Source organism: Neisseria wadsworthii 9715 (assembly GCF_000227765.1).
Taxonomy (GTDB): domain Bacteria; phylum Pseudomonadota; class Gammaproteobacteria; order Burkholderiales; family Neisseriaceae; genus Neisseria; species Neisseria wadsworthii.
The window spans coordinates 246,554-265,959 of record NZ_JH165159.1 but is presented as its reverse complement, the minus strand read 5'-3'; the positions used below and the strand labels follow the sequence as shown (position 1 = coordinate 265,959).

General features: G+C 52.6%; 16 protein-coding genes. 8 read left to right on the top strand and 8 right to left on the bottom strand.

Annotated elements, in window-relative coordinates; all coding sequences use genetic code 11:
* Positions 1 to 219: 219 nt before the first annotated feature.
* The 6 genes from prpF to HMPREF9370_RS01065 form a co-directional block, all read right to left on the bottom strand.
* Positions 220 to 1,386, bottom strand: coding sequence for a 2-methylaconitate cis-trans isomerase PrpF (prpF, locus tag HMPREF9370_RS01090; protein ID WP_009115399.1), 1,167 nt, complete (start codon positions 1,384 to 1,386; stop codon positions 220 to 222).
* Between the two features lie 217 nt (positions 1,387 to 1,603).
* A complete protein-coding gene (locus HMPREF9370_RS11520; protein ID WP_009115398.1) occupies positions 1,604 to 2,149 on the bottom strand; it encodes a ZapG family protein in 546 nt (181 codons plus the stop codon).
* A gap of 494 nt (positions 2,150 to 2,643) precedes the next feature.
* Positions 2,644 to 5,211: a DNA mismatch repair protein MutS gene (gene mutS, locus HMPREF9370_RS01080; RefSeq protein ID WP_009115395.1), complete on the bottom strand. Its 2,568-nt coding sequence runs from the start codon at positions 5,209 to 5,211 to the stop codon at positions 2,644 to 2,646.
* Positions 5,212 to 5,307: 96 nt separating this feature from the next.
* Positions 5,308 to 6,237, bottom strand: a complete 930-nt coding sequence (gene ppk2, locus HMPREF9370_RS01075; RefSeq protein WP_009115394.1) for a polyphosphate kinase 2 — start codon at positions 6,235 to 6,237, stop codon at positions 5,308 to 5,310.
* 183 nt (positions 6,238 to 6,420) lie between these two features.
* Positions 6,421 to 6,960, bottom strand: a complete 540-nt coding sequence (ruvC, locus tag HMPREF9370_RS01070; RefSeq protein WP_009115393.1) for a crossover junction endodeoxyribonuclease RuvC — start codon at positions 6,958 to 6,960, stop codon at positions 6,421 to 6,423.
* Positions 6,961 to 7,031: 71 nt separating this feature from the next.
* Positions 7,032 to 8,045 carry a YeiH family protein gene (locus HMPREF9370_RS01065; protein ID WP_009115392.1) on the bottom strand — a complete coding sequence of 338 codons (1,014 nt, stop codon included), beginning with the start codon at positions 8,043 to 8,045 and terminating at the stop codon, positions 7,032 to 7,034.
* 323 nt (positions 8,046 to 8,368) lie between these two features.
* On the opposite strand from HMPREF9370_RS01065, the gene HMPREF9370_RS01060 reads away from it, so the two are divergent.
* The 5 genes from HMPREF9370_RS01060 to acnD all read left to right on the top strand — a co-directional run bounded on the left by HMPREF9370_RS01060 (position 8,369) and on the right by acnD (position 16,131).
* Positions 8,369 to 9,880 (top strand): alanine/glycine:cation symporter family protein, encoded by a 1,512-nt coding sequence (locus HMPREF9370_RS01060; protein ID WP_009115390.1) that lies wholly within the window; start codon positions 8,369 to 8,371, stop codon positions 9,878 to 9,880.
* Between the two features lie 369 nt (positions 9,881 to 10,249).
* Positions 10,250 to 11,131, top strand: a complete 882-nt coding sequence (gene prpB, locus HMPREF9370_RS01055) for a methylisocitrate lyase (RefSeq protein WP_009115389.1) — start codon at positions 10,250 to 10,252, stop codon at positions 11,129 to 11,131.
* Positions 11,132 to 11,254: 123 nt separating this feature from the next.
* Positions 11,255 to 12,406, top strand: coding sequence for a bifunctional 2-methylcitrate synthase/citrate synthase (gene prpC / locus HMPREF9370_RS01050; RefSeq protein ID WP_009115388.1), 1,152 nt, complete (start codon positions 11,255 to 11,257; stop codon positions 12,404 to 12,406).
* 131 nt (positions 12,407 to 12,537) lie between these two features.
* Positions 12,538 to 13,419: an EamA family transporter gene (locus HMPREF9370_RS01045; protein ID WP_009115387.1), complete on the top strand. Its 882-nt coding sequence runs from the start codon at positions 12,538 to 12,540 to the stop codon at positions 13,417 to 13,419.
* A 105-nt stretch (positions 13,420 to 13,524) separates the two neighbouring features.
* A complete protein-coding gene (acnD, locus tag HMPREF9370_RS01040) occupies positions 13,525 to 16,131 on the top strand; it encodes a Fe/S-dependent 2-methylisocitrate dehydratase AcnD (RefSeq protein ID WP_009115386.1) in 2,607 nt (868 codons plus the stop codon).
* Between the two features lie 82 nt (positions 16,132 to 16,213).
* On the opposite strand, the gene HMPREF9370_RS01035 is transcribed toward acnD, so the two are convergent.
* Entirely contained in the window at positions 16,214 to 16,537 is a 324-nt protein-coding gene (locus HMPREF9370_RS01035) for a cupin domain-containing protein (RefSeq protein ID WP_009115385.1), read from the bottom strand.
* 252 nt (positions 16,538 to 16,789) lie between these two features.
* On the opposite strand from HMPREF9370_RS01035, the gene HMPREF9370_RS01030 reads away from it, so the two are divergent.
* The 3 genes from HMPREF9370_RS01030 to HMPREF9370_RS01020 all read left to right on the top strand — a co-directional run bounded on the left by HMPREF9370_RS01030 (position 16,790) and on the right by HMPREF9370_RS01020 (position 18,746).
* Complete coding sequence (locus HMPREF9370_RS01030) at positions 16,790 to 17,668, top strand: DMT family transporter (RefSeq protein ID WP_244963455.1); 879 nt, start codon at positions 16,790 to 16,792, stop codon at positions 17,666 to 17,668.
* A 235-nt stretch (positions 17,669 to 17,903) separates the two neighbouring features.
* A complete protein-coding gene (locus HMPREF9370_RS01025; protein WP_040666748.1) occupies positions 17,904 to 18,260 on the top strand; it encodes a YMGG-like glycine zipper-containing protein in 357 nt (118 codons plus the stop codon).
* A gap of 246 nt (positions 18,261 to 18,506) precedes the next feature.
* Positions 18,507 to 18,746, top strand: a complete 240-nt coding sequence (locus HMPREF9370_RS01020) for a hypothetical protein (RefSeq protein WP_009115380.1) — start codon at positions 18,507 to 18,509, stop codon at positions 18,744 to 18,746.
* Positions 18,747 to 18,988: 242 nt separating this feature from the next.
* On the opposite strand, the gene HMPREF9370_RS01010 is transcribed toward HMPREF9370_RS01020, so the two are convergent.
* Positions 18,989 to 19,369: a hypothetical protein gene (locus tag HMPREF9370_RS01010; RefSeq protein ID WP_009115378.1), complete on the bottom strand. Its 381-nt coding sequence runs from the start codon at positions 19,367 to 19,369 to the stop codon at positions 18,989 to 18,991.
* Positions 19,370 to 19,406: the final 37 nt, after the last annotated feature.

Sequence of the window (19,406 nt, the reverse complement as noted above, 5' to 3'; positions counted from 1 at the left end):
GCCTGTCTGAAAACTTTTCAGACAGGCATTGTATTGAAGTAATGGCTGACTTGAAAATAGATCCTTGCTTAAACAGAAACACCAACAGAGCTTTTCGGATGGTTCATGCCGAAAAGAAAACGATTAGATTGCCATTCCAATAGGAAAAGTGGCTCAGATATTTAAAGTTAAGGCCAAACATTCCATTGAAAAAGGGTTATCCAAACATATTCCTATGATTTAAAAACAATCCTCCGGCACGCGAACCCAACCTTCCATAATCACGCGCGCGCTGCGGCTCATCACGGCTTTGGTGGCCGTCCATTTGCCGTTTTGCTGCTCGGCGGCCGCGCCCACACGCAAAGTGCCGGAAGGATGGCCGAACGTTACTTCCTGCCGCTCTCCGCCGCCCGCTGCCAAATTGACCAGCGTGCCGGGAACAGCGGCGGCAGTGGCAATCGCTACGGATGCCGTGCCCATCATGGCATGGTGCAGTTTGCCCATACTCAAAGCGCGCACCAGCAAGTCGATATCGCCTGCGGCAACCGGTTTGCCGCTAGAAGAAACATAATCGGCGCTGGGGGCAACAAAGGCGATTTTCGGCGTGTGCGCACGTGTCGCGGCCTCTGCAACATCTTTTATCAAGCCCATTTTCAACGCGCCGTATGCGCGGATGGTTTCAAATTTTTCCAGCGCGGCGGCATCATTGTTGATGTCGTCTTGCAGCTCTTTGCCTGTATAGCCGATGTCGGCGGCATTCACAAACACGGTAGGGATGCCGGAATTAATCAGCGTGGCTTTGAGCACGCCCACACCGGGCACGTCCAGATCGTCAACCAGATTGCCGGTGGGGAACATATCGCCTTCGCCGTCGGCCGGATCAAGAAATTCGATTTGCACTTCGGCAGCGGGGAAGGTTACGCCGTCCAGCTCGAAGTCGCCGGTTTCCAACACTTCGCCGTTTTGCATGGGCACATGGGCAATAATGGTTTTGTTGATGTTTTTCTGCCAGATGCGCACGGTGCAGATGCCGTTTTCAGGAATTTTGGCCGGATCAACCAAGCCGTTGCTGATGGCAAATGCACCCACGGCGGCGGTAAGGTTGCCGCAGTTGCCGCTCCAATCGACAAAAGGCTTGTCGATGGAAACTTGGCCGAACAGGTAATCCACATCATGATCGGTGCGGCTGCTTTTGTCGAGAATCACGGCTTTGCTGGTAGACGAGCTGGCGTTGCCCAAGCCGTCGATCTGCTTGCCGTAGGGGTCGGGGCTGCCGAGTACGCGAAGCAGGATTTTATCGCGCGCTTCGCCCGCTTCCTGAGCTGCTTCGGGCAGGTCGCTGCGTTTGAAAAACACGCCTTTAGATGTGCCGCCGCGGTAGTAAACGGCAGGGATTTTAATTTGCATGGTGGGTTTTCTCCTTTGTTTTCGTTATTAACCGATTATAGCCGCCCAGGCTAAGGTAAGCTTTTTACCCGCCTTCTTCGGCATTTTAATTGAATAATGGTTTGATTTAACGCAGCATGCGTTTAACCGCACAAAGATTCTAACGAAAAAGCAGATGAAACAAAAGCCTCGGGCAGCAGGCACAAAAATGCCGCGCTTTGGCGGCGCGGCAGCTTCATTATAACTTAGGCGTTTCTTTCTCGGGCACATCCGCTATGGGCGGCGCATCGGTTACCGGAACCTCGCTTACAGGCTCCTGCTCTACCGGATCCAGCGGCGCTTCAACTGGTGCGTCAACTGGCACAACCGCATCCGGCACAGGCTGCTCCGCCACCACAACGGTTTCCACCGTATCGCTTACCGCTTCCTCTTTCGACAAAGGCACGCTTTGTGCCGCATATGCCAAATAAGCCACCGTTACCGCTTTATTGCCGCGCAGGTTGAGCTGCTCCTCCAAAGCTTCTTTGCCCATCAGACTTTGAGCACCGGTGCTCAAGTGCTGCACCACTTTTTGATAACTGCGGTTTAATTCGTCTACCGCCTCGGCCGTATCGACAAAATGGCGGTCAACTCTGGCGCGATAGTCGCCGAATTCGCGCACCAACTGCTCATGCTCCTGCCGCTTGGTTTTGTTATTACGCATCGCCAACCAAGTGACCAACACACCCAGCAGCAACCCGCATAGGGCGGCCACCACATAATGCTCCACAGGAAGATTATTCATGAATGCTCCTTTAAACTGATGAACACGGTTTTATTTTTTACCGCTATCTTACCAATGAAACCATAGGTAAAACAACTGAATGCCTGTCTGAAAATATTGGTTATATTGGTTTGCAATGCCGATAGTCAATCAACACATTTTTGATACAAGGCAGCAAGCCGAAGCCAGGACAAATAGTAGGCGCCGTAGCAAAAATTAAGTTAATTGACTATAACCCCGATGCGCCGCGATTTGGCTATACTTGGCAACCCAACTGTAAAACCGGAGCTTCGCCATGCTTACTGCCGCCCATTGCGATTTATTCAACCTGCCCTTCTTCCAACACGCTTTACAGCCGCTTTACGAAGCCTGTTTCAAATAACATATGCCTGTCTGAAACCGTCTTTCAGACAGGCATGGTATGTGCCAACTGATTAGGTATTTCACTGCATATCGCAAAGGCAGCGTTGCGCCTTGTATGAAATATGTTCACGACAATAAGCCCAAAGGCCTCGTTAACTGTCTTTCCGCCCCATCTGCTTTAAACGGTAAAGCCAATCCAACGCTTCGCGCGGGGTGAGTTCGTCGGGGTTGAGGGTTTGCAAGGCCGCCAGAGCAGGGTTGGTTGGCGCGGGCGGCGGCACCGGCTCTTCGTTTTCAGGCAAGCATTGGCTGAAAATATCCATCTGCGGGCGGCTGGCGGCAGCTTGGCTCTCCAACTCTTCCAAATGTTTCTGCGCCGACTTAAGCGCCCGCGCGGGCAGTCCGGCGAGTTTGGCCACGGCGATGCCGTAGCTTTTGCTGGCGGGGCCGGGTTCGATGTGGTGCAGAAACACGATATCCTGCCCCTCTTCCAACGCGGAAAGGTGCATGTTCACGGCACTTGCGTGGGCTTCGGGCAGGCGGGTCAGCTCGAAATAATGGGTGGCAAACAGGCTGAAGGATTTGTTTTTCTGAATCAGATGCTCGGCAATGGCCTGCGCAAGCGCGAGGCCGTCAAACGTGGAAGTGCCGCGCCCTACTTCGTCCATCAACACCAAAGATTGCTCGGTGGCGTGGTGCAGAATATAGGCGGTTTCGCTCATTTCCACCATAAAGGTGGAGCGGTTGGAAGCCAAATCGTCGGAAGCACCGATGCGGGTGAAAATCTGGTCGGCGGGGCCGATTTTGGCGGCATCTGCCGGTACGAAGCTGCCGGTGTGGGCCAGCAGGGTTATCAGTGCCACTTGGCGCATATAGGTGGACTTACCGCCCATATTGGGGCCGGTAAGCAGCATCAAACGATGCTTGTTGTCGAGATGGGTATGGTTGGCGGTAAAGCGGGGCACTTGCTGCTCCACCACGGGATGGCGGCCGTTTTCGATTTCGATGCAGGGATAATCGACAAACTCGGGGCAGCGGTAATCCTGTTCGTCGGCCAGGGCGGCGAAGCTGCACAGCACATCAAGCGCGGCGGCGGCTTTAGCGGTTTTCTGCAACAGCGGCAGCTCTGCCTGCAAGTCCGCCAGTAAAGCCTCATAGAGCTTTTTCTCCAACGCAAGGGCGTTGTCTTGCGCGGCCAGCACTTTGTCTTCAAAAGTTTTCAATTCGGGCGTGATAAAACGCTCGACATTTTTCAGGGTTTGGCGGCGCTGGTAATCGGCAGGCGCCTGTTCGGCTTGGGTTTTGGAAAGTTCGATATAAAAGCCGTGCACGCGGTTGAACTCCACTTTGAGAGTGGATAAGCCGGTGCGCTCGCGCTCGCGGGTTTCGAGGGCGAGCAGGAATTCGTCGCCGTGGGTTTGGATGTGGCGCAATTCGTCAAGCTCGGCGTTGAAACCTTGATTTATCACGCCGCCGTCACGCAGCCACACCGCCGGCTCGGGCAGAATCGCGGCCTGCAACCGCTCTGCCACTGCCACGCCTTCGGGAAAGATATTTTGCAGGGTTTGCAACAGGCCGGCGGTATTGGGCAGGCGGATGTCGGCCAGAGCAAACAGGCTGTCGCGCAGGCCGGAAAGATCGCGCGGGCGGGCGGAACCGACGGCGATGCGGGCAGCGATGCGTTCAATATCGGCAATGTTTTTCAGACAGGCATGGATATGGCTCTGTTCGTTTTGCAAGGCGGCCACGGCCTGCTGGCGCGCAGTGATGTGCTGGCGGTTGCGCAGCGGGTGGTGTAGCCATTGGGCGAGCAGGCGGCTGCCCATGTGGGTGGCGCACCGGTCGAGCACGGAAAACAAGGTGGGCGACTTTTTGCCGCTGAGCGTGTGGGTGATTTCAAGGTTGCGGCGGGTGGCAGCATCCATGCCGATGTATTGCTGTTCGGTTTCGAGGCTGAGGCTGTCGAGATGTTTGGGTAGTTGTGATTGGGTAAGCTGGATGTAGTTGAGCAAGGCGCCGGCGGCGCCGATGGCTGCGGCATGTTGCTCGATGTCAAGGCCGAAGCCGAGCAAATCCTGGCTGCCGAAATAGCGGGTTAGCAGGTCGAAGCCGCTGTCGGCGGCAAACTGCCAATGGTTGAGCCGGGTAACATTGGCATTGGGCAGCTTGATTTCAGGCGCGTTCTTGGCATCCGGCAGCAGGATTTCGGCAGCCTGCAGGCGGGCGAGTTCGTCGGTGAGTTTGCCCGCTTCGGTGAGCTTGGCTTTGAATTCGCCGCTTTGCAGCGATGCCCATGCCAAACCGATCTGTTTTTTGCCCACGCACACGGCTACGATGCGGTTGGTTTCTTTGTCTTCCAGCAAGGCGGAGTCGGTGAGCGTGCCGGGCGTAACAATGCGCACCACTTTGCGCTCCACCGGCCCTTTGCCGGCGCCCACTTCGCCCACCTGCTCGCAAATCGCCACGCTTTTGCCCATCCTTACTAGGCGGGCGAGATACTGTTCGGCGGCGTGATAAGGCACACCGGCCATTTTGATGGGCTCGCCGTTGAGCTGGCCGCGGGTGGTGAGCGTGATGTCGAGCAGCTTGGCCGCTTCCACCGCATCATCGAAAAAAAGCTCGTAAAAATCGCCCATGCGGTAGAACACGAGTTTGTCTTGATGCGCTTCTTTGATGCCGAGATATTGCTGCATCATGGGGGAAACGGTGGGTTTGCTCATGGAAACGGCCTATCGGGAAAAAGAAACGGTATTTTAGCAAAATGAATAATGCCTGTCTGAAAAGGCTTTTCAGACAGGCATCAAATTGCAAACCGCTTAGTCGGCAATAATATCGAAATTATTGTCTTTAAACTGCGTGGTCGGCACGTTGACAATCAGGGGGTCGACTTTGCCGATGGCTTTTTCGTCTTTGCCCGGATAGTCGAGCTTATGTAGGAAATAGCGGATGCAGTTTAAACGGGCGCGTTTTTTATCGTCGGATTTAATGATCGTCCACGGTGCGTCGCCGGTATGGGTGTGGAAGAACATGGCGTTTTTCGCATCGGTATATTCGTCCCAGCGGTCGAGCGATTGGATATCGACGGGCGAAAGTTTCCAGTGTTTCAACGGATCGTCGCGGCGGGAAATGAAACGGCGCAGCTGCTCTTCGCGGCTTACCGAAAACCAGAATTTAAACAGATGAATGCCGCTGGCAACCAGCATGCGCTCGAATTCGGGCGTTTGGCGCATAAAGAGCAGATATTCGTGCGGCTCGCAAAAGCCCATCACGCGCTCAACGCCTGCGCGGTTATACCAAGAGCGGTCGAAAAACACGATTTCGCCGGCGGTTGGCAGATTTTGGATATAACGTTGGAAATACCATTGGCCTCGTTCGCTTTCTGAAGGTTTTTCCAAAGCCACTACGCGCGCGCCACGCGGATTGAGATGCTCCATATAGCGCTTGATGGTACCGCCTTTGCCGGCCGCATCTCGGCCTTCAAACAGCCCCACGATTTTTTGGCCGGTTTCTTTAACCCAGCTTTGTACTTTTAAAAGCTCGATTTGAAGCAGCTTTTTCTCTTTTTCATACACGCGGCGGCTCATGCGGGTACGGTAAGGATAGTTTTCCGGAAGCGGCGCACTGCTTGAATCTTCATCTGATTTTCTGCCTTTGTGCTGTAACACGGCTTGTTCGAAAATCTGCAGGCGGTCTTTTTCTTCTCCTAATTCTACTTTTTGGAATGGTTCCAATTGATGGCTCTTCATACTTTTCCTTTTTTCTTTCTTTAAAAAAATTTTTACTCTTATTATACGCCATTCGGGTTAAGCAAACATAGTGGAATGTAGTGCTTTGTAGTGAACGCTTCGGCTTTTTTGATATAGACGAAATATTGCAGGAAGCTTTTATCCTGCCTGAATTTTATTTCATAGCATTCAGACAGGCCTGTTTCACGGCTGAAACCGGCCGCCTTTGATTTGGATGTCGCGCAGTCCGATTCTACCCGCCAGGCTATGGTTGCGCAGCGCATGGGTGAGCGCCACGGCCAAGCCGTCGGCAGCATCGGATTGCGGCGTACCCGAAAGCCCCAACATCTGCACAACCATATGCTGCACCTGCTCTTTGGCCGCCTTGCCCTTGCCTACCACCGCCTGCTTCACTTGCAGCGCGGTGTATTCATACACGGGCAGCCCGCGCATGACCAAAGCGGCCACGGCAGCGCCCCTGGCTTGGCCGAGCATCAGGGTGGCCGCAGGGTTTACGTTTACAAACACCTGTTCCACCGCCGCCTGATTGGGGCGGTATACTTCGATGATTTCGTTGAGATTTTCTACAATCACGCCGATACGCCCGGCCAATTCGTCGTTCGGGATGGTTTTGATACAGCCGGAAGCCACATAAATGTGTTGGCGGTTGATAACGTCGACAATACCGAAGCCTGTGGTGCGGCTGCCGGGGTCAAGGCCGAGGATGCGGACGGGTTGGATCATAAATTAGCCATGAGAAGTGAATAAAGAAAAATATATGATGTAGTTGATTAAGCTTATTTCAAAACATTCAGTTACACCAGCAACCAGTTAACCGCCGCTCCGCCCGCAACCAGCCACACAAACACATACAGCCCGAGCTTAAACGGCAATATGCCCACTTTACTGATTGTGCTCGCTCGGGTTGTTAAGCCTAATGCAGCCATGGCCATTGCAAGCAAAAAGTCATCCAAATAGATAACCCGGCGCACCCATGGCGAGAATTGTTCGGGCAATAATGAATTGAGCCCGGCCACAGCAATAAAGCCCACAGCAAACCAAGGGATGGTTATTTTATTCTGCCGATGATTTGGCTCATTCTTGCCCCTTGCCAACACATAAGACAAAACCAGCAAAAACGGAGCCAGCAACATAACCCGAACCATCTTGGTAATCACCGCCGTATTGGCTGTTTCCGGGCTGATGGAGCCGCCGACTGCCACCACTTGCGCCACTTCGTGCACTGTTGAGCCGGTATAAACACCAAATTGCGCAGTATCAAAAGGCAATATATGCAATGAATACAGCACAGGATACACAATCATGGCAAGCGAGCCGAACACCACCACCGTAACTACCGCCACCGCCACTTTATAAGGCTCTGCTTTTAACACAGATTCCGTTGCCAACACTGCGGCGGCACCACAAATGGCCGCCCCGGAGCCGATTAAAATAGAAGTGTTCCGGTCAATGCCGAAAACCCGCCTGCCCAACCACACGGCAAGCAAAAATGTCGAAACCACCATAATGGCATCAATCAGCAATGCGCTCCACCCAACTTGCGCCAAATCATAAACAGTCAGTTTAAAACCATACAGCACAATGGCCGTGCGTAAAATCTGCTTTTGTGCAAACAGGATACCGTCATTAAAATATTGCTCGAAATTCGGGTAAAAACTGTTACCCAGCAACAAGCCCGCCATAATAGCAGCCAATAGCGGGCTGACGGCTTGCCCCAGCATGGGAGCCAACATAACGGATAAACCGGCCAAACCTGCACACAGCAGCAGGCCTTGCCAGAAAGAAGCCTTCAAGTGGCAAAAAAACATAATCGTACTCCTCACAGAGCCCGGTATTTTAGAGTAATTGCTGCGGAATGGTCAGTTTATCCGTAAATAAAATGCCTGTCTGAAAAGGCTGGCCAGATTGCCGGCATATTGTTTTCAGACAGGCATCGCTGATATCTATGAAACTGTGAACCACCTATTCCACATAAAACGGAAACATTAAACTTCGTAACCATAAGCAAGAAAATAAGCATTCGATTAAAATCGAACATGTAAAATACCAAACATAAATTGTTAACCTGTATTAAAATGCGCGCGTTAGCAAATTATGCGCCTCAAATACTTCAAATAGAGAATAATTGATTATGGATAAGTTTAAAGAATGTTTAGATCAAGGGCAGCACGGTGTGTATGCACTTGATCTGATGCACTGCGGCGTCAATGCCGGCAATGATTTTGTGTGGACATGGCTGGTGTTTATCTTGGTTGCCGTCGGTTTGTTTTTCACGCTTGCCACAGGCTTCGTGCAGGTGCGTCTGCTGGCGCGCAGCATCAAAGAAATGCTGGGCAGCCGCAGCGAAGGCGACGATTCGCACGGCCACGGCATCACGCCGTTCCAAGCCTTTGCCACCGGCCTTGCCAGCCGCGTGGGCACAGGCAATATCGCCGGTGTGGCCATTGCAATTTCGCTGGGCGGGCCGGGCGCCGTGCTGTGGATGTGGCTGACTGCGCTTTTGGGCATGAGCTCCGCATTTGCCGAATCTTCGCTGGCGCAATTATTCAAAATCCGCGACCACGGCAACAACCAGTTCCGCGGTGGCCCTGCTTATTACATCACGCGCGGCATGGGGCAAAAATGGCTGGGTATTCTGTTTGCTCTGAGCCTGATTCTCTGCTTCGGCTTTGTGTTTAATGCCATTCAGGCCAACACGATTATCGAATCGGTCAAATCAGCCTCCGGCTGCGCCTCGGGCAGCGGCGATTGCGAAACCGCTTGGCATTCTTACAAACATATTTTGGGTGTGGGCCTGGTCATTTTGACCGCACCGATTATTTTCGGCGGTATCCGCCGCGTTTCGCGCATTGCAGAAGCTTTGGTGCCTTTGATGGCTTCCGCTTATCTGTTGGTGGCGATTTTTATCGTGGCAACCAATATTTCAGAAGTGCCGGGCATGTTCAGCATGATTATCAACAGTGCGTTTAACTTCGAATCTGCCGCCGGCGGCTTTACCGGCAGCGCGATTGCTGCCGCCATGCAGCAAGGTATCAAACGCGGCCTGTTTTCCAATGAAGCCGGTATGGGTTCTGCGCCGAACGCTGCCGCGGCAGCCGATGTGAAACACCCTGTTTCGCAAGGCATGATTCAGATGCTGGGTGTGTTTGTGGACACGATTATCGTGTGTTCGTGCACCGCATTTGTGATTTTACTCTCCGATGTGCCCAACGCGGCAAACCTCACCGGCAGCCAGCTCACGCAAGCCGCGCTGGAAAGCCAAATCGGCGTGTTCGGCCAATATTTCTTGGCAGTGGTGCTGTTTATGTTCTGCTATTCTTCGATTATCGGCAACTACGCCTATGCGGAATCCAACGTGCAGTTTATTAAAAACGGCCGCCTCACCCTTGCATTGTTCCGCATGGCCGTGTTGGCGTTTGTTTACTTCGGCTCGGTGGTAAAAGTGGGGCTGGTATGGGATATGGGCGACTTATCCATGGGCATCATGGCCTTCATCAACCTGATTGCCATCATGATACTTTCCCCGCTGGTGTTCATGCTGCTGCGCGACTACCAACGCAAATTGCGTATGGGCAAAGAGCCGGTGTTCAAGCTTTCCGAGCATCCTACCTTGAAGCGTAAAATCAAATCTGATATTTGGTAAACGCTCGGTTTTAAAAGTTATGAACCAACAATGCCTGTCTGAAAAACAATTTCAGACAGGCATTGCATTTCTATCTTGAATGATTCAAACACAGTGTTTTACATGCTAATAAACCCGCCCCTGCAAACATTCAAACAGCCATATATTCATAAATAAAGCTCAATTCGACAGGTTAACAAAAAGAAATATAAACAAATCCAGCAGAAACATTTAATACATTATCAATCCGATTCCGCTCAGAATCAGACTTTGCGCACCCATTATCAAATTTGCTGATGGCTTGTATCAGAATAAATAATTTTACTAATATTGCCGGTCAAACTACATTCAGCAACACAAGAAAAATATGTATAAAAGGAGCATTCAAAAATGAGTATCCACTCTGCCGGCCTGCGGTTCCGCAAGGCCGTCCAAGAATCCCATCCCTTAGCCGTGGTCGGCTGTATCAATGCCTATTTTGCCCGTTTGGCAACGCACAGTGGTTTTAAAGCCATTTATCTTTCCGGCGGCGGCGTGGCGGCCTGCTCTTGCGGTATTCCCGATTTGGGCATTACCACAATGGAAGATGTGCTGATTGATGCCCGCCGCATTACCGACAATGTCGATACGCCTTTGCTGGTTGATATTGATGTGGGTTGGGGCGGGGCATTCAATATTGCACGCACCATCCGCAATTTTGAGCGCGCAGGTGTGGCTGCCGTGCATATCGAAGACCAAGTGGCCCAAAAACGCTGCGGCCACCGTCCGAACAAAGCCATCGTGTCGCAAGCGGAAATGGTTGACCGCATCAAAGCAGCCGTAGATGCGCGCGTGGATGAAAATTTTGTGATTATGGCGCGTACCGACGCGCTTGCCGTAGAAGGTTTGAACGCCGCCATCGAGCGCGCGCAAGCCTGTGTGGAAGCCGGTGCCGATATGATTTTCCCCGAAGCAATGACCGAGCTGGGCATGTACAAACAATTTGCCGAGGCCGTGAAAGTGCCCGTTTTGGCCAACATTACCGAATTCGGTGCCACCCCGCTTTACACGCAGAAAGAGCTGGCCGACAACGGCGTGAAACTGGTGCTGTATCCGCTTTCTACTTTCCGCGCCGCCAGCAAGGCCGCACTGAATGTTTACGAAGCCATCATGCGCGACGGCACGCAAGCCAATGTGCTCGATACCATGCAGACGCGCGCCGAACTGTATGAGCATCTCAACTATCACGACTTCGAACAAAAGCTGGACAAACTCTTCAGCAAATCCGAATAACACACCGGCTGCCAAGCGGCGGGCGGATTATGCCGCCCCGCCTCTTCTGCCGCCGTGCATTAAAAAACCATGATTTTCAGACAGGCCTGTCTGAAAAAATGATATACAAAGGAGACCCAATAGATGACTACCGAAACCCCAGTAACGCCGAAACCCAAAAAATCCGTAGCCCTTTCAGGCGTACCTGCCGGCAACACCGCGCTGTGTACCGTAGGCCGCAGTGGCAACGACTTGAGCTATCGCGGCTACGACATTCTCGATTTGGCCAAACATTGCGAGTTTGAAGAAGTGGCCCACCTTTTGATCCACGGTCACCTGCCCAACAAATTTGAATTAGCCGCTTATAAGAAAAAACTTCAATCCCTGCGCGGCTTACCCATTCGCGTGATTCAAGTATTGGAAAGCCTGCCCGCGCACACCCACCCGATGGACGTATTGCGCACCGGCGTATCCATGCTCGGCTGCGTGCACCCGGAGCGTGAAAGCCAGCCTGCCAGCGAAGCGCGCGACATTGCCGACAAACTCATCGCTTGCCTAGGCAGCATGCTGCTTTACTGGTATCAATATTCCCACAACGGCAAACGCATCAAAGTGGAAAGCAAAGAAGACAGCATCGGCGGCCATTTCCTTCACCTTCTGCACGGCAAGCGTCCGTCTAAATCGCATATCAAAGCCATGCACATTTCATTGATTCTGTATGCAGAGCACGAATTCAACGCCTCCACTTTCACATCCCGCGTGATTGCCGGCACGGGTTCGGATATTTATTCCTGCATCACCGGCTCCATCGGCGCGCTGAAAGGCCCGAAACACGGCGGTGCCAACGAAGTGGCATACGACATTCAAAAACGTTACCGCAATGCCGACGAAGCCGAAGCCGACATCCGCGAGCGCATCGGCCGCAAAGAAATCGTGATCGGTTTCGGCCACCCCGTGTACACCGTGTCTGACCCGCGCAATGTGGTGATTAAAGAAGTGGCGCGCGAATTGAGCGAGGAAACCGGCGATATGCGCCTGTTTGACATCGCCGAACGTTTGGAAACCCTGATGTGGAACGAGAAAAAAATGTTCCCGAATCTAGACTGGTTCTCTGCCGTTTCCTATCAAAAACTGGGCGTGCCCACCGCCATGTTCACCCCGCTGTTTGTGATTTCGCGCACCACCGGCTGGTCGGCCCATGTGCTTGAGCAACGTCAAGACGGCAAAATCATCCGCCCGAGTGCGAACTACACCGGCCCTGATGATTTGCCGTTCGTGCCGATGGAAGAACGCTAAAACATAATCAAGGTACGGCGGGCGCAAGCCTACCGTACCTTTTTTGGTTTTCAGACAGGCTTGGTTTAAGAGGCCGTCTGAAAACATACGCAAGGCCAATCCGCACACCAAGAGAAACAAGGCAGCCGATCATGAACCTGAAAGATTATCTGCTGGTATTGCTGGTTATCGGCGTATGGGGCGTGAATTTCCTGTTTATGAAGTTTGCCCTGAACGAAATACCGCCGATGGTGTTGGGTATGCTGCGTTTTTTCTGCGTGGTGTTTCCGGCGGTATTTTTGCTTAAACGTCCGGCAGTGCCTTGGTATTTGTTGATTGCTTACGGTTTAACCATCAGCTTCGGGCAATTTTCTTTGATGTTTACCGCATTGGATTGGGGGCTGCCCACCGGCTTGGCGGCATTGATGCTGCAAGTGCAGGTGTTTTTTACCGTATTGATAGCGGGCGTTTTGTTGCGCGAACCCGTGCTTGCCCATCATTTATTAGGTATGTGCACGGCGGCGGTGGGGCTGGTGTTTATCGGCATCGGGCACTATCAAGGCAGCTTGCCGGTAAGTGCGATGTTGCCGGTGTTCGGTGCGGCGGCATCTTGGGCGTGCGGCAATATTATTGTGAAGCGTATCGGTTCTGTAAACGCGCTGTCGTTGGTCGTTTGGGGCGGTATTCCGGCATTTGGGGCGTTTACGTTGGCTTCGCTGCTGCTTTACGGTGCAGACGGTTTGGAGCAACATACATCCAACCTCACTTGGAAAGGCGTCGGCGGCATTCTGTTTTTGGCCTATGTGGCGAGCTTGGTCGGCTATACCGGCTGGGGTGCGTTGCTGGCCAAGCATCCGGCCGGCAAGGTAACGCCGTTTGCTTTATTGGTACCGGTGATTGCTTTATTGGCAGGCTATCTGGTTTTAGACGAACGCTTGGCCTTGTGGCATTGGCTGGGTATTATCGTTGTGATGTGCGGCTTGACGCTGCATGTGTTCGGCAACCGATGGCGCAGGGTAGTGCCTGATATTTGAAACCTATAAATTTGAAACCTATAAAACTGATGCAGATTTATTTTCAGACGGCCTGATGCCGTCTGAAAACATACCAAAAGAAAAACACGAAAAAAGGACTTAACCATGAAAACCAACCAAATCTACCGCAAACCCCTTCCGGATACCAATCTCGAATACTACGACGCACGCGCGGCCTGTGAAGACATCAAGCCCGGTTCTTACGATACGCTGCCGTACACCTCGCGCATTTTGGCCGAAAATCTGGTCAACCGCGCCGATAATGTCGACTTGCCCACACTGCAAAGCTGGTTGCGCCAACTGATTGAACGCAAGCAGGAAATCGACTTTCCGTGGTTCCCCGCGCGCGTGGTGTGCCACGATATTTTGGGGCAGACCGCGCTGGTGGATTTGGCCGGTTTGCGTGATGCGATTGCCGAAAAAGGCGGCGATCCTTCCAAAGTCAACCCCGTCGTGCAAACCCAGCTGATTGTCGACCACTCGCTTGCCGTGGAATGCGGCGGCTATGACCCCGACGCTTTCCGCAAAAACCGCGAAATTGAAGACCGCCGCAACGAAGACCGTTTCCACTTCATCAACTGGACGAAAACCGCCTTTGAAAATGTGGACGTTATCCCCGCGGGCAACGGCATTATGCACCAAATCAACTTGGAAAAAATGTCGCCCGTGATTCAAGTGAGAAACGGCGTGGCCTTCCCCGACACCTGCGTCGGCACCGACAGCCACACGCCGCATGTGGACGCGCTGGGCGTGATTTCCGTAGGCGTGGGCGGCTTGGAAGCCGAAACCGTGATGCTCGGCCGCGCTTCGATGATGCGCCTGCCCGATATTGTGGGCGTAGAGCTGACCGGCAAACGCCAGCCCGGCATCACTGCCACCGATATCGTGTTGGCTTTGACAGAGTTCCTGCGTAAAGAGCGCGTGGTTGGCGCATTTGTCGAATTTTTCGGCGAAGGCGCGCGCAGCCTGTCGATTGGCGACCGCGCCACCATTTCCAACATGACGCCCGAATTCGGTGCCACCGCCGCGATGTTCTCGATTGACGAACAAACCATTGATTATCTGAAACTCACCGGCCGCGACGACGAGCAAGTGAAATTGGTGGAAAACTACGCCAAAACCGCAGGTTTGTGGTCGGATGCTTTGGCCAAAGCCGAATACCCGCGTGTGTTGAAGTTCGACTTATCCACCGTTACCCGCAACATGGCCGGCCCGTCGAACCCGCACGCCCGTTTCTCGACCACCGATTTGGCCGCCAAAGGTATCGCCGCGCCTTATGAAGAACCTTCAGACGGCAAAATGCCTGACGGCGCGGTGATTATCGCGGCGATTACCTCGTGCACCAACACTTCCAACCCGCGCAACGTGGTCGCTGCCGCCCTGTTGGCGCGCAATGCCAACAAACTGGGCTTAACCCGCAAGCCGTGGGTAAAATCTTCGTTTGCACCCGGCTCCAAAGTAGCGGAAATCTATCTGAAAGAAGCCGGCCTGTTGCCCGAATTGGAGCAACTCGGTTTCGGTATCGTTGCCTTTGCCTGCACCACATGTAACGGCATGTCCGGCGCACTCGATCCGAAAATCCAGCAAGAAATCATCGACCGCGATTTGTATGCCACCGCCGTATTGTCCGGCAACCGCAACTTCGACGGCCGCATCCACCCCTACGCCAAACAAGCCTTCCTCGCTTCGCCGCCGCTGGTGGTGGCCTACGCGATTGCAGGCAGCATCCGTTTCGATATTGAAAACGACGTATTGGGCGTTTCAGACGGCAAAGAAATCCGCCTGAAAGACATTTGGCCGACCGACGAAGAAATCGACGAAATCGTTGCCAAACATGTGAAACCGCAGCAATTCCGCGACGTGTACATCCCCATGTTCGACACCGGCACCGCCGAAAAAGCGCCCAGCCCGCTGTACGACTGGCGCCCCATGTCCACCTACATCCGCCGTCCGCCATACTGGGAAGGCGCGTTGGCAGGCGAGCGCACCTTAAAAGGCATGCGCCCGCTGGCGATTCTGCCCGACAACATCACCACCGACCACTTGTCGCCTTCCAACGCCATTCTGCCGACCAGTGCGGCAGGCGAATACCTCGCCAAAATGGGCCTGCCTGAAGAGGACTTCAACTCTTACGCCACCCACCGCGGCGACCACTTGACCGCCCAACGCGCCACCTTCGCCAACCCCAAACTCTTCAACGAAATGGTGAAAAACGAAGACGGCACCACCAAACAAGGCTCACTCGCACGCGTAGAACCCGAAGGCCAAGTGATGCGCATGTGGGAAGCGATTGAAACCTATATGAACCGCAAACAGCCGCTGATTATCGTGGCCGGTGCCGACTACGGCCAAGGCTCCAGCCGCGACTGGGCCGCCAAAGGCGTGCGCCTTGCCGGCGTAGAAGCCATTGTGGCCGAAGGCTTCGAGCGCATCCACCGCACCAACCTTATCGGCATGGGCGTGTTGCCGCTGCAATTCAAAGAAGGCGTTAACCGCCACACCTTAGAACTGGACGGCACCGAAACCTACGACGTTATCGGCAAACGCGAACCGCGCTGCGACTTAACGCTGGTTATCCACCGCAAAAACGGCGAAACGGTTGAAGTGCCCGTAACCTGCCGTTTGGACACCGCCGAAGAAGTGCTGATCTACGAAGCCGGCGGCGTGCTGCAACGCTTCGCGCAGGACTTCTTAGAAGGTAACGCGGCTTGAGTGTTTGAGTAGTTTGAACGTTTAAGCTGGAAAAATTCAGACGGCCTCGAAGGGATTCGAGGCCGTCTGAAATTTTTATACGTCAATTACAGTAAAACACCGCCAACCAAATCGTAACTTCCTCTTGATCCGTCATCACCACCCTATGCCTGCAATGCGCCGGAATATGCACATAATCCCCGGCTTGCAGGCTGATTTCTTTTCCGTTTTCAAAACCCAGCACCGCGCCGCCTTGCAATAAAATTACCCATTCGGCTTCGTCTTGGTCGTACCAACCTGCTTCGGGCGAGGATTGTCCGTGGGAAATGATGCGTTCGATACGGATATTCGGTGTGCGCAGGATGTCTTCAAAGGTTTCTGCGTCGGTGCGTTCGGGCAGCGGGTGGAAGATATTGTGCTTTTCCATTATGAGGTTCCTGTGGCTTGGGGTTGCTTTGTGCGACTATGAAATAAAAGGGGCAGCCGGGTCAAGCCGGGGTAGTGTGATGCCTGTCTGAAAGGGTTTTCAGACAGGCATCCTTTGCATGGGCGGCTGGAATGCGGAGGCAAACTATGTCAAGCCTTGGGCATAATAAATCGATGGAATGCCCGTTCCGCCCTTGCTATCATGCAGTTGTTTATCTTTATTTGATTGTCCGCTGCTATGGCTGCTCCTGCTTTGTTTAAAAATCTGCCTTTTTTGATTACGCCGCCGCTGTTGTGGGCGGGGAATGTGATTGTTGCGCGGGTAGTGCGCAATGATATTCCGCCGTTTACGCTTTCGTTTGGGCGCTGGGTGATTTCGCTGCTGATTCTGCTGCCGTTTGCTTGGGCGGCGGTGCGGCGGGACAAGGGTTTGTACCGCAAGCATGCCAAGCTGGTTATCGGTACGGCGCTGACCGGTGTGGCGGCGTTTAATACTTTGGTTTATACAGGGCTGCACCACACCACCAGCACCAACGCGCTTTTGCTCAATTCGTGTATTCCGGTGCTGATTATGCTGATTGGGGCGGTGTTTTACGGGCAGGCGTTGAATCGGTTTCAGGTGTCGGGTTTGTTGCTGTCATTATGCGGCGTGCTGGCGATTATTCTGCGCGGCAGTTTGGAAAACCTTTGGGCTTTGCGGTTTAATTCGGGCGATTTGTGGGTGTTTGCGGCGGTGGTATGTTGGGCGTTTTATACTTTGTGGATGCGCTATATGCCGACGGAAATCAACCGGACAGGCTTGACGGCGGTGCAGATTATGCTGGGCTTGCTGGTGCTGCTGCCTTTGTGGCTATGGGAGCGCGCAGGCGGGGCGCAGGTAAACTGGAGCACTGATGCGCTGCTGGGCTTTGCTTATGTGGGCGTGTTTCCTTCGGTGGTGGCTTATTTGTGTTACACGGCGGCGATTGCGCGTGTGGGTGCGGTGCGCGCGGGCTTGAGTATCCATTTGATGCCGGTGTTCGGCACGCTGCTGGCGGTAACGCTCTTGGGCGAAGCGTTTCATCTGTATCATTTCATCGGGATTCTGGCGATTTTCGGCGGTATTTTGCTGAGCAATAAAAAGAGCGGCTGAGATTTTCAAAACCCGGTGAAAAATAAAAACGACCCGATTTCCGCCATACTTACCGAGTATGGCGTAGTTTTGCGGGAAAGAGGTATGTTTTTTTCAAGTTTCTCAGCCGGCATTTTTCAGACAGGCATCGTATGCCGCCGGGGAACTTGTTTCATTCTCTCTAATCTAATGGCACAAACATACAATCATGATTGTTTTATGTTTTGATTCTGTGCGAATGGAAAAGGAAACAACAATGATAGGCAAAAAAGCTTTATTGGCCGCATTGGTTTCGGCTGCGCTGGTATTGCCGGCAGGCACGGTGCAGGCCCGCGGCACGACCAACCAAACAAAGGCCACGCTTGCCGGAGCGGCAGCAGGGGCGGCTGTGGGCGTTGCGATGGGTAAAGACACACGCAGCGCATTAATCGGCGCAACAATGGGCGGTTTGGCAGGCAATGCTTATGCTTACCATAATAAGAAAATGGAAGCGAATGAGCGGGAGCGCAGCTATTATGAGGAACACCGCTACAAGCATAAGAAATACAAGAAAAAATATCACAAGCGCAAGAAACACCGCGATTGGGACGACGACGATGATGATGACGATTAATATTTAAGTTTCTTGAAGGTTGCACCGCAGAAGAAAGCCTGTCTGAAAATTTCAGACAGGCTTTGATTGTTTTATAGCAAATCACGCGACAAAACTCTAAATTAAAAAATTTAACAATCAGCCTGCTTTTAATAAATTGAGAAAAAAAAGATTTTTTCAGAAACAAATTGATAAATTCATACTCGCAACAATACAACTGTATATTAATATTGTTGTTTTTATTAAATTTTGTATAAGGAGTATGATATGAAAACTTTGACCGTGAAAGAAATGCAATCTGTAACAGGAGCAGGATTTTTCGACTCTTCTCCTGGCTGGGGCGCAGCGATTGGCGGTATTTTAGGAGGGCGATTTGGCACCTCTGGGGCACTTGCAGGTACAGCAATCGGTCATGCCGTAGAACATGCTGATTACCGCGGCTGGGGAGAACGCTATAAAAATTCTGTTATGGATGATATTAATCGAGGGAACATCCCTGCGGATTAATGGCAATAATGCTGAAATTGCCGTTTTTTAGAATAATAGGATGTGGTATCGGAATAGCCATCTATTTCTTGATATATCAGATAACTGAATGGCCTAATTATCTATACTGGATTACTTTTCTTATTCTTATGGCTATTGGTATTTTTTCTTTTGACAAGTTGTATCACCATTTATCTAAAAAATAAATGCAACAGTACAATTTGACTGCGGAAGCCTGTTTGAAAATTTCAGACAGGCTTTGATTATTTGGCTTGACTTTGAGGTGCGGAAGCTGCCGAGGCCTGCGCCGGCAGCAGCTGTTCTTGTGCGCAATGTCTAACGGTATCGGCAAACTTCGCGTGCAGCTCCTGCGTATTGCCCTGCAAAAAGCCGCCCAAATCAGTGAAGCTGACATTATCGGCCACCCGGTTGGCGGCACAATCACAAAGCTGCTTGGCTTTGGCCTGCAACACAGCGGAATCGCGCGGTACATAAGCCATGCATTGTTCGCTGAAACGGCTGACCAGCTCTTCGCGAAAGCCGCTGCCCTGCTCCTGCTTGGCAGGATTGGTCGGTTTCGGGCCGTTGTCACAGGCCGTGAGCAGGCCGAGCGCCAGTAGAGGGAAAACTAAAAAAGGCTTCATCTAGATTCTTTCTTTCATCAAACGGGCTGATAAGGCA